The 15,310-nt window shown below is 68.1% G+C and carries 12 protein-coding genes; 4 read left to right on the forward strand and 8 right to left on the reverse strand.

The features are described 5' to 3' along the window. Nucleotides 1–47 precede the first annotated feature (47 nt). Nucleotides 48–1,985 carry a sensor histidine kinase gene (locus tag ACYX7E_RS12750; protein ID WP_462080961.1) on the reverse strand — a complete coding sequence of 646 codons (1,938 nt, stop codon included), beginning with the start codon at nucleotides 1,983–1,985 and terminating at the stop codon, nucleotides 48–50. A 32-nt stretch (nucleotides 1,986–2,017) separates the two neighbouring features. Beyond that, nucleotides 2,018–2,686 carry a response regulator gene (locus ACYX7E_RS12755; protein WP_462080962.1) on the reverse strand — a complete coding sequence of 223 codons (669 nt, stop codon included), beginning with the start codon at nucleotides 2,684–2,686 and terminating at the stop codon, nucleotides 2,018–2,020. A 388-nt stretch (nucleotides 2,687–3,074) separates the two neighbouring features. Here ACYX7E_RS12755 and mutS point away from each other — a divergent pair, with 388 nt between their 5' ends. From mutS to katG, 4 genes are all read left to right on the forward strand, one after another. Continuing rightward, the gene (mutS, locus tag ACYX7E_RS12760; RefSeq protein ID WP_462080963.1) at nucleotides 3,075–5,678 is read left to right on the forward strand and encodes a DNA mismatch repair protein MutS; all 2,604 of its coding nucleotides are present in this window, start codon (nucleotides 3,075–3,077) and stop codon (nucleotides 5,676–5,678) included. 321 nt (nucleotides 5,679–5,999) lie between these two features. After that, complete coding sequence (locus ACYX7E_RS12765) at nucleotides 6,000–6,641, forward strand: DUF937 domain-containing protein (protein ID WP_462081022.1); 642 nt, start codon at nucleotides 6,000–6,002, stop codon at nucleotides 6,639–6,641. Nucleotides 6,642–6,782: 141 nt separating this feature from the next. Further along, nucleotides 6,783–7,946: a BaiN/RdsA family NAD(P)/FAD-dependent oxidoreductase gene (locus tag ACYX7E_RS12770; protein WP_462081023.1), complete on the forward strand. Its 1,164-nt coding sequence runs from the start codon at nucleotides 6,783–6,785 to the stop codon at nucleotides 7,944–7,946. A gap of 613 nt (nucleotides 7,947–8,559) precedes the next feature. Beyond that, nucleotides 8,560–10,827 carry a catalase/peroxidase HPI gene (gene katG / locus ACYX7E_RS12775; RefSeq protein WP_462080964.1) on the forward strand — a complete coding sequence of 756 codons (2,268 nt, stop codon included), beginning with the start codon at nucleotides 8,560–8,562 and terminating at the stop codon, nucleotides 10,825–10,827. A gap of 507 nt (nucleotides 10,828–11,334) precedes the next feature. Here the strand turns inward: katG and ACYX7E_RS12780 are convergent. The 6 genes from ACYX7E_RS12780 to ACYX7E_RS12805 all read right to left on the reverse strand — a co-directional run bounded on the left by ACYX7E_RS12780 (nucleotide 11,335) and on the right by ACYX7E_RS12805 (nucleotide 15,248). Beyond that, complete coding sequence (locus tag ACYX7E_RS12780; RefSeq protein ID WP_462080965.1) at nucleotides 11,335–11,739, reverse strand: RNA-binding S4 domain-containing protein; 405 nt, start codon at nucleotides 11,737–11,739, stop codon at nucleotides 11,335–11,337. Between the two features lie 99 nt (nucleotides 11,740–11,838). After that, complete coding sequence (gene rplS / locus ACYX7E_RS12785; protein ID WP_462080966.1) at nucleotides 11,839–12,255, reverse strand: 50S ribosomal protein L19; 417 nt, start codon at nucleotides 12,253–12,255, stop codon at nucleotides 11,839–11,841. 183 nt (nucleotides 12,256–12,438) lie between these two features. Continuing rightward, nucleotides 12,439–13,179, reverse strand: a complete 741-nt coding sequence (gene trmD / locus ACYX7E_RS12790) for a tRNA (guanosine(37)-N1)-methyltransferase TrmD (protein ID WP_462080967.1) — start codon at nucleotides 13,177–13,179, stop codon at nucleotides 12,439–12,441. Between the two features lie 203 nt (nucleotides 13,180–13,382). Next, nucleotides 13,383–13,895 carry a ribosome maturation factor RimM gene (gene rimM, locus ACYX7E_RS12795; RefSeq protein ID WP_462080968.1) on the reverse strand — a complete coding sequence of 171 codons (513 nt, stop codon included), beginning with the start codon at nucleotides 13,893–13,895 and terminating at the stop codon, nucleotides 13,383–13,385. Between the two features lie 41 nt (nucleotides 13,896–13,936). Continuing rightward, nucleotides 13,937–14,206 carry a 30S ribosomal protein S16 gene (gene rpsP, locus ACYX7E_RS12800; RefSeq protein ID WP_462080969.1) on the reverse strand — a complete coding sequence of 90 codons (270 nt, stop codon included), beginning with the start codon at nucleotides 14,204–14,206 and terminating at the stop codon, nucleotides 13,937–13,939. A gap of 223 nt (nucleotides 14,207–14,429) precedes the next feature. Then, a complete protein-coding gene (locus tag ACYX7E_RS12805) occupies nucleotides 14,430–15,248 on the reverse strand; it encodes an aminotransferase class IV family protein (RefSeq protein WP_462080970.1) in 819 nt (272 codons plus the stop codon). Nucleotides 15,249–15,310 lie beyond the last annotated feature (62 nt).

Raw genomic sequence — 15,310 nt, forward strand, 5'->3', positions numbered from 1 at the left:
TCCACGGAATCAGGTAGTCCGCTGCATCGTTGCTGCCTGGGCGCGGCTCAGGCGTGCAGCGGGAACTCCAGTTGCAGCACCGTTCCGCCCGTCCGAGCATCGCGCTGGTCCAGCTGCAGTTGTCCTCCCAGGCGATGCGCGCGGACACGCATGCTGGCCAGCCCTGCGCCGCCAGAAGAGCCATCGGTGACCTGTACCAATCCCTGGCCATCGTCTTCGACCCGCAGGTGCAGCCGATCCTGATCCCTCGCCAGCCGGATGCTCACCCGTCCCGCCCGGCTGTGCTTGAACACATTGGTCAACGCTTCCTGCAGCAGCCGCAACAGGTCGAGGCTGCGAACCGGCCCCAGCTCGACGCCTTCGATGCCGTCGACCTGCCAGTGCGCATCGATGCCGACCGCCTCCAGCCGTTGGCTGGTGCGATGGCGCAGGGGCGCCAGCAGTTGGGCCAGATCGGCTTGCTCGCGTGCAGTGCTGTCGATGACCAGGCGCAGGTCATCGCGCATCTCCTTCAGCACGTCGACCACGCCTGCACTGGGCATGTCGACCGGCGCCTGCTGCAGTTGCGCGATTGCGCCAACCAGGGTGCCGCCGAACCCATCGTGCAGGTCACGCACCAGTTGCAGGCGTTCGCCGGCGCGGCTGTGCGCGAGCTGCAATGCATGTTGCTGGTTCAGCGTGTCGGCCAAGGCCCGTGTGGCGGACTGCACTTCGCGCTGCAGCTCGGCATTGAAGCCTTCGACCCGACGCATCGCGGCGACGAACCGGTATGCCAGCACGAAGCCGACGCCGATCAGCGTCAGCACTGAGGTCAGGCTCAGCAGATAGGTATCGCCGCGCACCCAGCCGAAGAACAGCGCGAAGTCGTAGAACGACGCCAGCACAGGCACCAGCACACAGCTCGCCATCACCACGTCGTCGATCCGGCGTACGCGCCAGGCGCGCTGCAGGAACCAGCCGATGCTGAGGTAGAAGAACGCCGCACCGATCACAATCCACGACGTACGATGCGGCCCCATCCAGGCAGGCAGCAGCAGTGCCAGTGCCATCCCGAGCAGGCACAGCGCCCACATCGCGCGCTCCAGCCGCGGGAAGCTCCGCTCGCCGTAGCGCAGCAGGAACATCGCGTAACTCGCGCCTGCGGCCATGTAGATCGCGGCATTGAAGGCCTGCCAGGCATCGGTGCCGGGGAAGGGCCAGGTGCTGCCGGCAATGAAGTTGGCACCGTACAGCGCACTGCACAACTCGGTCAGCGCAAACCAGCCGTAGACGGTGTCCTGTCGGCGCAGCAGCCAGATCAGCAGGAACACGCCGCCCAGCACCACGCTCATCGCCAGATTGATCAGCTTGATGTCGTAGCGACGGAAATGGTCGCTGCGGTACTGCGCGTGCAGCACGCCGGGATCGCCGACGCTGACCGTGCCGAAGCCCGGCTGGTAGGCCGCAAGACCCGATACCCGTACCAGCAGCGTGTTCTCGCCAGCGCGCAACAGCGGCGCCGACAGCAGGTAGTACTGCGGCTTGTTCCAGGTGCGCGACAAAGGTTCGACCAGACCGGGATCGCGACCGATCAGGCTGCCATTGAGATACACCGCGCCGGTCATGCACATGTAGTGGACCAATAGTGCGGTTGGCTGACTTGCGTCGCCCTGCTGCCAGCGCAACCGATACCAGACCACACCATCATGTCCGGGCCAGCGCGCGTTCCAGTGGTCCATCAACGTGACCGGCGTCCAGCCGGTGTCCGGCGGCGTGGTCGCGTTCCAGTCCGAGCGCACGGCCTCGGCACGGTCGATCGTCAACGGCACAGGCGCTAGCGATGACGGAACGGTGGTCGCGGAGGCCACGGAGGTCACGACGGTCGCCAACGCCAGCCAGGCCGCCAGGCAGATCCGCCACGCCCAACCCTGCAGGCGACGTCTGATCGACGCAGGATCACGCAGGACCGCGACACCGCCCCACGCCTGCTCATCCCCCCAGGTCACGCGCCTGCTGACGCGCCTGCCCGCACGCCTGCTCAATTCAACAGTCCCATCGAGCGCGCCTCGAACACCGCCTCGGTGCGCGAACCGACCGCCAGCTTGCGATAGATGTTGCGGGTGTGGCTCTCGATGGTCAGCCGCGAGAGGGCCGTCGCCTCGGCGATCTCGCGATTGCTGAGTCCGCGCGCCACCAGTTGCAGCACCTCGCACTCGCGTGGCGTCAACCGGGTATCGGCCTCCTCGGCGACGGTCGGCGTCGCCGCGTGCGGCAGCAGGCCCAGGATGCGCCGGGCGATCACCGGATCGATCGCCGCACCGCCGCGTTGGAGAATGCGCAGGAACATCGCCAGTTCGACGTCCTCGCTGCTCTTGAGCAGGTAGCCGATCGCGCCGGCGCGGATCGCGGCCAGGATCGCCTCCTCTTCCGCCCAGGCCGATACGATCACCGCCTGCGTTGCCGGGCTGTGCCGTTTCATCCACGCGATCAGGTCGACGCCGTTGCCGTCGGGCAACTGCATGTCGACCAGGGCCAGCACGAACGTCGACGACGCGAGACGCGCGTGCGCCGATGCCAGGTCCGCGACCACCTCGATCACGGCGTCCTCGCCGGCGACGTCCGTCATCAGTCGCGTCAAGCGCTGCTGCGCGGACGCATCGTCTTCGACGATCAGGACCGGGACGAGCGCCAGCGATTGCGGTTCCATGGCTCCCCTGCGTGCGGAATGGGCGTGAGCACGGAGTTTAACCGGGCGACCTGGTGGCGACGGGACGCAGGCTGTGACGGATGCCGTGCATTGGCGGATCCGCGGGAGCGATCCGTATGGTTCTGCCGGCGACGGGACAGAGCCATGCCTGCGGGCCTAATGAAGACGGGCGCCGGGTCGAGACCCGACCTGCGCCGGCCGACCGATCGGGCGACGGATGCCGCTACAATCGTGCTTGGCCGGAGCGCTTGTTTCCGGCGTGTTTCTGATGGACGTCAATGACCTGGGAATGCCCGCCGGGCGGTGATCCGACCCGCGCAAGCGCATCGCCGCGAGGGCGGTGTCAGGCCCCGGCAGCGACTGTCCTGTTGTCCCGAATCTTGCACGCATGGATCCAATGACCACAGCACCCGGAAAGCAGGCCGAACACACGCCGTTGATGAAGCAGTTCTTCGCCGCCAAGGCGGATCATCCCGACGTGCTGCTGTTCTTCCGGATGGGCGATTTCTACGAGTTGTTTTACGACGATGCGCGCAAGGCCGCGCGCCTGCTCGACATCACGCTGACCCAGCGCGGTGCGTCGGCGGGCCAGCCGATCCCGATGGCCGGCGTGCCGCACCATGCCGCGGAAGGTTACCTGGCGCGTCTGGTCGCGCTGGGCGAGTCGGTGGCGATCTGCGAGCAGATCGGCGATCCGGCCCTGGCCAAGGGCCTGGTCGAACGCAAGGTGGTGCGCATCGTCACACCCGGCACGGTCACCGACGAGGCGCTGCTCAACGAGCGCCGCGACACCCTGCTGATGGCGCTGTCGCGCGGCAAGCATGGCTACGGGCTGGCCTGGGCGGATCTCGCCGGCGGCCGTTTCCTGGTCAACGAGGTTGCAGGCGAAGACGCGCTCGAAGCCGAGATCGCACGGCTCGACCCCGCCGAGTTGCTGGTCCCCGACGAGGATGGCTGGCCGGCGTTCCTCGCCGGCCGCACGGGCAGCCGCCGGCGTCCGCCGTGGCTGTTCGACAGCGACAGTGGCCGTCGCCAGCTGCTGCGCTTCTTCAACCTGCATGACCTGACCGGTTTCGGCATCGACGACCGCGCGCTGGCGATCGCCGCGGCCGGCGCCCTGCTGGGCTATGTCGAAGAGACCCAGAAGCAGCGCCTGCCGCACCTGACCTCGATCTCCATCGAGCACAGCGACGGCGCGATCGCGATGAACGCCGCGACCCGCCGCCATCTCGAACTCGACACCCGCGTCGATGGCGATACCCGGCATACCCTGCTCGGCGTGCTCGACACCACGGTGTCGCCGATGGGCGGACGCCTGCTGCGACGTTGGCTGCATCGCCCGCTGCGCGAACGCGATGTGCTGGTGCAACGGCATGCGGCGGTGGAGACCCTGATCGAACACCGCGTCGAGGACAGCATCCGCGAGCGCTTCCGTGCGCTCGGCGACCTCGAGCGCATCCTGTCGCGCATCGCGCTGCGTTCGGCGCGTCCGCGCGACCTGTCGACACTGCGCGACGGCCTGGCGATGCTGCCCGAACTGCGGGCGCTGCTGGCGCCGCTGGATTCGCCGCGGCTGCAGGCGCTGTCGTCGGCGCTCGGCGAGCACGCGGCCGAGGCCCACCTGCTGGCGACCTGCCTGGTCGAACAACCGCCGCTGCTGGCGCGCGATGGCGGCGTGTTCGCCGAAGGCCATGATGCCGAGCTCGACGAGCTGCGCATGCTCAGCAGCAATGCCGACCAGTTCCTGGTCGACCTGGAAACCCGCGAGCGTGCGTCCAGCGGCATCGCGACGCTGAAGGTCGGTTACAACCGCGTGCATGGTTACTACATCGAGATCAGCAAGGCCCAGTCTGAAAAGGCGCCGACGCACTACACCCGCCGCCAGACCCTGACCAATGCCGAGCGCTACATCACCGAGGAGCTCAAGCAGTTCGAGGACAAGGTGCTGTCGGCGCGCGAGCGCTCGCTGTCGCGCGAACGCCTGCTGTACGAACAACTGCTCGACGCGCTGAACACCCGGCTCGAACCACTGAAGCGTTGCGCCGGTGCGCTCAGCGAGCTCGACGTGCTGGCCGCCTTCGCCGAACGCGCGCAGGCACTGGACTGGGTCCGCCCCACGCTGTCACTGGAACCTGGCATCCGCATCGAGCGCGGTCGCCATCCGGTGGTCGAAGCGGTGCGCAGCGAACCCTTCGAACCCAATGACCTGGTGCTTGGCGACCACGACGACGACGGCGCCCGCCGCATGCTGGTCATTACCGGCCCCAACATGGGCGGCAAATCGACCTACATGCGCCAGAACGCGCTGATCGTGCTGCTGGCGCATATCGGCAGCTTCGTGCCGGCATCGCTGGCGCGGATCGGACCGATCGACCGCATCCTGACCCGTATCGGCGCCGGCGACGATCTCGCCAAGGGCCAGTCGACGTTCATGGTCGAGATGTCGGAAACCAGCTACATCCTGCACAACGCCACCAGCGACTCGCTGGTGCTGATGGACGAGATCGGTCGCGGGACCTCGACCTACGACGGGCTCGCGCTCGCCGATGCCTGCGCGCGCCACCTGGCCGCGGCCAACCGCAGCTATACGCTGTTCGCCACGCACTACTTCGAACTGACTACGCTGGCCACGCCCGGCAGCGGCATCGCCAACGTGCACCTGGATGCGGTCGAGCACGACGACACGCTGGTGTTCATGCATGCGGTCAAGGACGGCCCGGCCGATCGCAGCTTCGGCCTGCAGGTCGCAGCCCTCGCCGGCCTGCCGAAGGCGGTCGTGCGCGCCGCGCGAGGACGCCTCGCCGAACTCGAACAACGCGGTCGCGATACCCCGCCACCGCCGCCCTTGTCGGCGGCCACGCTGGACAACCCGCAGCAGTTCGGCCTGTTCATGCCCGCTTCCGCGGCACTCGAAGCGCTGGCCTCGATCGAGCCCGACGAATTGACACCCAAGCAGGCGCTGGAAGCCTTGTACCGCCTCAAGTCCCTGTAGCCCCGGCGACAGGCCGCCGGCCATCCGGCGGTCTCGAATGGCGTCCATCGAGAGCGGATGGACGGAAGGGTGGGATGGGGATGTGGCACATCGGGCAGCACATCGAGCGGCGGGTCGAGACCCGCCCTACGGCGATGGTGGGCACACCGGGCGCAGGTCAGGTCTCGACCCGCCGTCCGGAGTCTCTATCCGACACCCTGCATGTCCACCAACACCCGCCACCCCGCTCCGCCTGTCGGCATGCCTGCACGGCAACGGCTTCCGGTCGCGGCATCGCGCTACAGTAGCCATCCGCAAAACGTATCGATCGTCCACGAGGAAATCCCGATGAGCGACTCCCTGACCGACCAGCTTTTCGCGCAGTTGTCCGGCGCCCCCCTGCAGCAGATCTCGCAGCAACTGGGCGTGGGCCAGGCCCAGACCGCAGGCGCGGTCAGTGCGGCGCTACCGCTGCTGCTGGGCGCGCTCGGACGCAACGCGCAACAACCGCAGGGCGCGCAGGCGCTGCTCGGCGCGCTGCAGAAGGACCACGCCGGCGGCAGCGACCTCGGCAGCCTGCTCGGGGCCGTGCTGGGGGGCGGCGGCAGTCGCCAGACCGATGGCGCCGCGATCCTGGGCCATGTACTCGGTGGCAACCAACAGCGCGCCGAAACCGGACTGGGCCAGGCGACCGGCCTCGGCGGCGACAAGGCTGGCCAGTTGATGAAAATCCTCGCGCCGATCGTGCTTGCCTTCCTGGCCAAGCAGATGTTCCAGGGCAACCAGGGCAGTGCCGGCACACAAGCCAACCCGAGCGCCGAACTGCTGGGTTCGATCCTCGGCAAGGAGCAGCAGCAGGTCCGCCAGCAGGGCGGCCTCGGCGGCGGCCTGCTGGGTGCGGTGCTCGATCAGGACGGCGACGGCCAGCTCGGCCTCGGCGACCTGCTGAAGATCGGCGGCGGCCTGCTCGGCGGCAAGCGCTGATCGCAGCCGCCATTCACGTGGTTCCGGCACGGCGGGCTTGCCCGCCGTGTCCGTTATGGAGGTTTGCTGTTGGCTGTTGACGCATCCGCGCACGAAGCGCGTCCACGCGATCCCGGCGCGCTCGCGCCCGACTGGGATGTCATCGTCATCGGTGCCGGCGCGGCCGGCCTGATGTGCGCGATCACCGCCGCCGCGCGCGGACGCCGGGTGCTGGTGGTCGACCATGCCAACAAGGTCGGCAAGAAGATCCTGATGTCCGGTGGCGGACGCTGCAACTTCACCAATACCGGCACCACGCCGGCGCAGTACCTGTCGGCCAATCCGCATTTCTGCAAGTCCGCGCTCGCCCGCTACACGCCTGCCGATTTCATCGATCTGGTCGATCGCCACCGCATCGGCTGGCACGAGAAGGAACTGGGCCAGCTGTTCTGCAACGACTCGTCGAAACAGATCGTGCAACTGCTGCTCGACGAATGCGCGGCGGTCGACGCCAGCGTGCGCACGCATTGCAGCGTCAGCGCGGTCGAAGGCGACGGCAGCGACGGTTTCCTGCTGCGCACCTCGCTGGGTACACTGCGCTGCGCGTCGCTGGTCGTCGCCACCGGCGGCCTGTCGATTCCCAGCATGGGCGCGAGCGGTTTCGGTTACGAGCTCGCGCGCCAGTTCGGGCATGCCCTGCTGCCCACGCGCGCAGGACTGGTGCCACTGACCCTGACCGGCAAGCACCAGGAGCGCCTCAACGACCTGTCCGGCGTCGCCTTCGATGTCGAGGCGCGCTGCCATGGCGCCAGCTTCCGCAACCGCATGCTGATCACGCATCGTGGCATCAGCGGTCCGGCGATCCTGCAGATCTCGTCGTACTGGCAACCCGGCGACGACCTCCGGCTGGACCTGCTGCCCGGGCGCGACGTCGCGGCCTGGCTGCTGGCACAGCAGAAGGAGCGCGGCAGCGCCGAGCTCAAGACCGTGCTGTCGGAGATCCTGCCGCGCCGCTTCGCGCAGCGCCTGTGCGAGGTCTGGCTGCCCAACCGGCCGATGAAGCAGTACACGCCGTCGCAACTGCAGGACACCGCCGCGTTGCTGGCCGCGTGGCCGCTGGTCGCGAGCGGCACCGAGGGTTACCGCACCGCCGAAGTCACGCTTGGTGGCGTCGATACCCGCGAGGTCTCGTCGAGCACGATGATGTCGCGCAAGGTCCCGGGGCTGTTCTTCATCGGCGAAGTGCTCGACGTCACCGGCTGGCTCGGCGGCTACAACTTCCAGTGGGCCTGGGCCTCGGGGCATGCCGCAGGCGGAATCGCCTGACCTGGACGGCGCCCCCTGCAGGGCGGCCTTGCTCGGCAGCCCTGCACTTCCGACCTGCACGGCAGCACCTGGGCAATACGCCCTGATTTTCCGCCCGGCGATGCCAGGCGCCGCCCGCCACGAGGACGGCGGCGCGCGCATGACGGCAACAACCGCATGAGGCAGGCGCTCGGCGGATCTTCGTTCGATGGCGTCTTGCGGATCGCAGCGATTCGATAGTGCCACCCTATTCGTTCGTTACCTTAATTCGATTTCACCTATGGCGGGATCGCGGGTAAGGTGGCTGCAACGACATCCAACAGGGAGTGCCAGCGATGAGCAAGCCATCCGTCCGACCGTGGGATCCGTCGCCCCCTGAGCCCGTGCCAGTCCCCGTGCCGGGACGCAGCCCTCCGCGCTGACCCATCGCGTCACCGGCGCTCCCATCCGCGGCCCCTCGCCCGGCCTCGCAGCGGCAAGGCCCGGCAGGTGCCGCTCCGGACGTCCGCAGCACAGCTTCATCCGCTCCCATTCCCGCCGCCCATCCCATCGCCTGGTCGCGACCGGGCCAGGCGACCGCAGCCACATGCACGCACACGTGCACACACCGACACGCGCTCAGGAGGCAGACCCCATGTCCACCGAATCCAAATGCCCGATCCACCACACCGAAACGCACGCGACCGCCGGCGGCGGCACCAGCAACCGCGACTGGTGGCCCAAGCAACTGCGCCTGGACCTGCTGAACCAGCATTCGCACAAGTCCGATCCGCTCGATCGCTGCTTCAACTATGCCGAGGAATTCAAGAAGCTCGACTACCACGCGCTCAAGCGCGACCTGCGTGCACTGATGACAGAATCGCAGGACTGGTGGCCGGCCGACTTCGGCCACTACGGCCCGCAGTTCATCCGCATGGCCTGGCATGCTGCCGGCACCTATCGCATCGCCGACGGTCGTGGCGGTGCTGGCCGCGGCCAGCAACGCTTCGCCCCGCTCAACAGCTGGCCCGACAACGTCAACATCGACAAGTCGCGCCGGCTGCTGTGGCCGATCAAGCAGAAGTACGGCCAGCAGATCTCCTGGGCCGACCTGCTGATCCTGACCGGCAACGTCGCGCTGGAGACCATGGGCTTCCGCACGTTCGGCTTTGCCGGTGGCCGCGAGGACACCTGGGAACCCGACCAGGACGTGTACTGGGGCCGCGAGACCACCTGGCTGGGCGGCGACGTGCGGTACGCACATGGCTCGGAAGGCGTCGAGAAGCCGGGCGACGAGGCCGTGCTGGTCTCCGATGACGATGCCGATGGCGACGTGCATTCGCGCAAGCTGGAAAATCCGCTGGCCGCGGTGCAGATGGGCCTGATCTACGTCAACCCGGAAGGCCCCGACGGCAATCCGGATCCGCTGCTGGCCGCCAAGGATATCCGCGACACCTTCGCCCGCATGGCGATGGACGACGAGGAAACCGTCGCGCTGATCGCCGGCGGCCATACCTTCGGCAAGACCCATGGCGCCGGCCCGGCCGAGCACGTGGGCGCCGAACCGGAAGCCGCCGGACTCGAACAGCAGGGCTTGGGCTGGCACAGCAGTTTCGGTTCCGGCAAGGCCGGCGACGCGATCACCAGCGGCATCGAGGTGACCTGGACGACGACGCCCGCGCTGTGGAGCAACAATTTCTTCGAGAACCTGTTCAAGTTCGAATGGGAACTGGAGAAGTCGCCGGCCGGTGCGCACCAGTGGGTCGCCAAGGAGGCCGGCGACATCGTCCCCGATGCGCATGACGCATCGAAGAAGCACCGCCCGAAGATGCTGACGACCGACCTGTCGCTGCGCTTCGATCCGGTGTACGGACCGATCTCGCGGCGCTTCCTCGAAAACCCGCAGGCCTTCGCCGAAGCCTTCGCGCGTGCCTGGTTCAAGCTGACCCATCGCGACATGGGTCCGCGTTCGCGCTACCTCGGCCCGGAAGTGCCCAGGGAAGAACTGATCTGGCAGGACCCCGTGCCGGCGGTCGACCACGCCCTGATCGACGAGCGCGATGCCGCCACGCTGAAGGAAAAAGTGCTGGCGTCCGGGCTGACGGTGTCCGAACTGGTCGGTACGGCCTGGGCCTCGGCGTCGACGTTCCGTGGCGGCGACAAGCGCGGTGGCGCGAATGGTGCACGCCTGCGCCTGGCGCCACAGAAGGACTGGGCGGTCAACCAGCCCGAACAGCTGGCGCGCGTGCTGAAAGCGCTGTCGCGTATCCAGCTTGAATTCAATCTGGATGCGGACGACGGCAGGAAGATCTCGCTGGCCGACCTGATCGTGCTGGCCGGCAACGCCGGTGTCGAACAGGCGGCCAAGGCAGCGGGCGTCGAGGTCACGGTGCCATTCGCACCGGGCCGCAGCGATGCCAGCGCGGCGCAGACCGACGTCGCATCCATCGCCGTGCTCGAACCGGCTGCGGACGGCTTCCGCAACTACACGCGAGGACGTTTCTCGGTGCCGGCCGAACACCTGCTGATCGACAAGGCGCAGCTGCTGACACTGACCGCACCCGAGCTGACCGTGCTGGTCGGTGGCCTGCGCGCGATCAACATCAACGTCGATGGTGCCACGCATGGCGTGCTCACCGATCGCCCTGGCACCCTGAGCAACGACTTCTTCGTCAACCTGCTCGACATGGGTACGGTCTGGGCCCCGGCGGATGCACACGGGAACGTCTTCGAAGGTCGCGACCGCAACAGCGGTACGGTGAAATGGACCGGCACCCGCGTCGACCTGGTGTTCGGTTCCAACGCGGTGCTGCGTGCACTGGCCGAGGTCTATGCCAGCGCCGACGCCCGGCAGAAGTTCGTCCACGACTTCGTCGCGGCCTGGACCAAGGTCATGCACCTCGACCGTTTCGACCTGGCCTGATCGCAGGCCCGTGCGACCCTGGACGATCCGCAGACATGCGGATCGTCCTTGCAACCGGCCGCCAGGACACGGCTCACCTTGATGTCAAGATCGGGGCTTCGTTTGCCAGCAAAAAAGCCGTGAAACTGAATTGCCGACGCGGCGTCACGCCTGGGGTGTGCGGACAGCAGGCCACGGATGGCCTGCGGCGGCGAGTCAAGCATGGGTGAGCAGGGGCTGCTAGCGCGGCATTGCCGCGCAGCCCATGCGGACACCCGGCGTGCTTCGCCGGGCCGGACCGGGCCCGCACAGCGACACGGCCTGACCGAGCCGGGGAGCATGCCCCGGTCGGGACGCCGCCTGCGTCCGAAGTCTATGCATAGGGGGTCTTCACCAGCTTTCTGCCGCCGCTACCCGAAAACATCAGATTGGACCCACACTGATCCACGATGACCCCAGAAGGGGGCTAGCACATGGGCGCGCTACACCAGATGAGAGACGCAGGGACGCATCGCATGTGCACCGCGCTCAGAGCGCGTCGATATCGCCCAATGCGCGGATCAATCGACGGGCGCGCTTGTCCGGGCGATGCTCCGGCGCCTGGTAGCCGGCACGGGCCGCACGCAGTTCGGTCGCGCGCGCCTCGCGTGCGATCCGCGACGACTCGGATTCGGCGTACAGCGCCTGCGCCTTGGCCGCCGGGCCGCGCTTGGCGGACAAGGCCTGCACGCTGACCTCCAGCGCTTCCTCGCCACGCACGATGCGCAGTGCGTCACCGACGCGCACCGCACGCGCAGGCTTCGCACGCTGGCCGTCGACATCGACCTTGCCGGTCTCGATCGCCTGCTTGGCCAGGCTGCGGGTCTTGAAGAACCGCGCCGCCCACAACCACAGGTCGAGGCGCACGCTCGCGGTAGGCGTCGTTTCGGTCACGTCATGCTCCTGGTCACGCAGGCTTGGAAGGGCGTCGCGATGCCGCAAACGCAAACGGCCACCCGAAGGTGGCCGTCATCGCAGCGCTGATGCCGTGGATTACTCGGCGGCGGCGGCAGCGGCGGCGGCCTTCTGGGCCTTCGCCTTGGCAACCACGGACAGGTCTTCCTTGATGCGCGCCTTCTTGCCTTCCAGGCCACGCAGGTAGTACAGCTTGCCGGCGCGGACCTTGCCGTGACGCTTGACCTGCACCGACTCGATGGCCGCGCTGTAGGTCTGGAACACGCGCTCGACGCCGAAGCCGTGCGAGATCTTGCGGACGGTGAACGCGGAGTTCAGGCCGGCATTCTTCTTGGCGATGACCACGCCTTCATAGGCCTGCACGCGCTCGCGGTTGCCTTCCTTGACCTTGACGTTGACGATCACGGTGTCGCCGGGGCCGAATTCGGGAAACTCGCGCTGGACCTGTTCGGATTCGAAGGTCTGCAGCAGGGTGCTCAGGGAGGGCTTGCTCATGTCGGTATCTCTCGGCTTATGCCTGTTGGATTAGTTGTATGGCGTGGTGCACGTGGACGCACGCTCATGGCTCGGTGTCGCAGGGTGGAACGGCCGAAAGACGGCTAGCCGCGCATGATAAACCAAAAAACCGGGGCCGGCACCCCCTGCCCTGTCCCGCGCGGCCAGCGCGCGGGTCCGGCGTTACGAGCGCTCGGCCTTGAACGCATCCAGCAGCGCCCGGTCGGCCTTGGACAGTGCGGCCTCATCGAGCAGGTCCGGGCGCCGCAGCCAGGTCCGCCCCAGCGACTGCTGGCGCCGCCAGGCCTCGATACGGGCATGGTTGCCCGACAGCAGCACCTCGGGGACATCGCCCAGCGCGTGCTCCACCGGACGCGTGTAATGCGGGCAGTCGAGCAGGCCATCGCCCTCGAAGCTGTCCTGAACCGCCGATTCGGCATCGTTCAGCACGCCATCGCGCAGGCGCGCCACCGCATCGATGACGACCGCGGCCGCCAGCTCGCCGCCGGACAGCACGTAGTCGCCGATCGAGATCTCCTCGTCGACCTCGGCCGCCAGCAGGCGCTCGTCCACGCCTTCATAGCGGCCGCACAACAGGATGATCCGCTCGCGCGTCGCCAGTTCGCGCACCAGCGGCTGCGTCAGTTGCCGGCCCTGCGGGCTCAGGTAGACGACCCGCGCCGGGGCGGGATCAGCCGCGCGCGCGGCGGCGATCGCGGACCGCAACGGATCGATCAGCATCACCATGCCCGGCCCGCCGCCGAACGGACGATCGTCGACCCGGCGATAGTTGCCCTGGGCGTGGTCGCGCGGGTTCCAGCCATGGATCGACAGCAGCCCACGCTCCTGCGCGCGCCCGACCACGCCGAAGCCGGCGCACTGGGCGACGAATTCGGGGAACAGGCTGATCAGGTCGATGCGCATGGGGACGGCAGGCGGGAGCGGGAACAGTGGGAAAGGAAACCGGGGACGGTACAGCATGGCATCCGGCCGGAGCTGGACGGGACCAGAGCTGGACGGGGTCAGACCTCGGCGGGGCAAGACCTGGACACGACAAACAGGATCAAGCCGCAGCGTGCATCGAGCCCCGTCGCCCTATCCTGGACTCCGGGCGCTTTCCCGCCTCTTCAGAAGTCCGCGTCCCAGTCCACGGTCACCAGCCCCGCCTCGAAATCCACCGAGACCACGTAGTCGGGCACGACGAACGGCACCATGCGCTCGCGCTCGCCGACCGCGACCAGCACGTCATTGGCGCCGGTCGAGAACAGGTGCGACACGGTGCCGAAATCGACACCCTCGGTATTGCGGACGCGCAGGCCTTCGAGGTCGACCCAGTAGTACTCGCCGGGGCTCGGCGGCGGCAACGCCGAACGCGGCGCATAGACCTCGGTCCCGCGCATGGCTTCGGCGGTATCACGGTCCTCGACACCCGGCAGGGTCGCGACCGCCCCCTTGGGCGAGACGCGACCGCGCGCGTCGGAGACTTCGCGTTCCTGCCCCTTGGGGTCGCGCAGGATCCAGGGCTGGTAACGGAAGATCGCCTGCACCGGATCGGTGAAGGACTCGAGCTTAAGTTCACCACGCACGCCAAACGCGCCGTGGATCCTGCCCAACAGGATGCGGCGCGTCTGGTTGCTCATCGCGTGCGAAGCCTGGCCGCGCCGGAGCGCGGCCGGAAGGCTCAGGCAGCCGGAGCGGCGGCAGGTGCGGCCTTGCTCGCTTCCTTGTACAGGTTGCGGACCTTGTCAGTCAGCTGCGCGCCCTGCGTGACCCAATGGTCGACGCGCGCCAGGTCCAGCACGACGCGCTGCTCGGCGCCCTGCGCGACCGGGTTGTAGTAACCCACGCGCTCGATGTTGCGGCCGTCGCGCGCGCTGCGCACGTCGGTGACGATGATGTGGTAGAACGGACGCTTCTTGGCGCCACCGCGCGTCAGACGAATCTTGACCATTTGCTTTGCTTCCTGTGTTGCCCAGTCGCCAGGGTGGCGAGGTAAGCCGACCATTTTAGGGCATTGTCCGGCCGAACGGAAGCCAGGGCGCCCACGCGGCCTCCCGCAAGGCCCACCAACAGCTCGCCACAGGCCGCCAGCACGTGTCTGCCGGCCGCAGTCGCGCCATCCAGCCCCTCCCCCGGACCGGCCCAGCGCCGCCATCGGATCCGGACCGCATCGTTCAGCCAGCGGCGGCCGCTGCCGCCGGCAAGGGCTGCCAGGGCTGGGTATCGAGTGCCTCGTGCAGCCGCTCCAGCAGCTCCGGCTCGCCACGCAGGCCGAGATCGTCGATGCCGCGCACGCTCTGGATGCCGGCCGCATTGCAGGCGAAGGCCGCGCGGAAGCCAGCGACGTCGCGCAGCGCCAGCGGCTGCTGTCGCTGCGGGATGGCCAGCACGTCCAACCCGATCTGCAGCAGGCGTTCACAGGTGCCACGCAGGGCCGGCGCCTGCGGCCAGACCACCGAACGGCCATCCCAGAAGCCGATGTTCCAGGTCGCGCCCTCGCTGATCCAGCCACGGCCATCGAGCAGCAGTGCATCGTCGAAGCCCTCGCGACGGGCCTGGCGGCGCAACTGCAGCAGCGGGAACAGTCCGACGTGCTTGACCTGGGGCAGCATGCGTTCGAAGCGACAGCCCTTGACCCACAGCGCCATCGGCTCGGCCTGCTGCAGCGGTGCCAGCGAGACCAGCAGCGACAGTTCGCGCGCCAACTCCGGCTTGCCCATGTCGAAGTCGCGGGCGATCACGGTCACGCGCATGCGTGCATCGTCGAGACCGGAGGCGTCCAGCGCGGCGGCCATGTCGGCAAGGACACGCGCATCGTCCAGCGCAAGATCGAAGACGTCGCGGGTGCCCGCGCGCAGGCGGCGCAGGTGCAGGTCGAGGCCGCGGACCGCACGCCCGCGCACCTGCATCGAGGTGAAGTGGCCCTGGTTGGCCAAGGCCAGCGATTGCAGGTCGTCGGCCGACGCCGGTCGACCATCGCAATAGATCAGCATTGCCAGCCCCCCTGTCATTGCCCCGGCGATGATCGGGACATCCTGACCGGATCATCGTCGAT

This window comes from Luteimonas sp. RIT-PG2_3 (assembly GCF_054902115.1).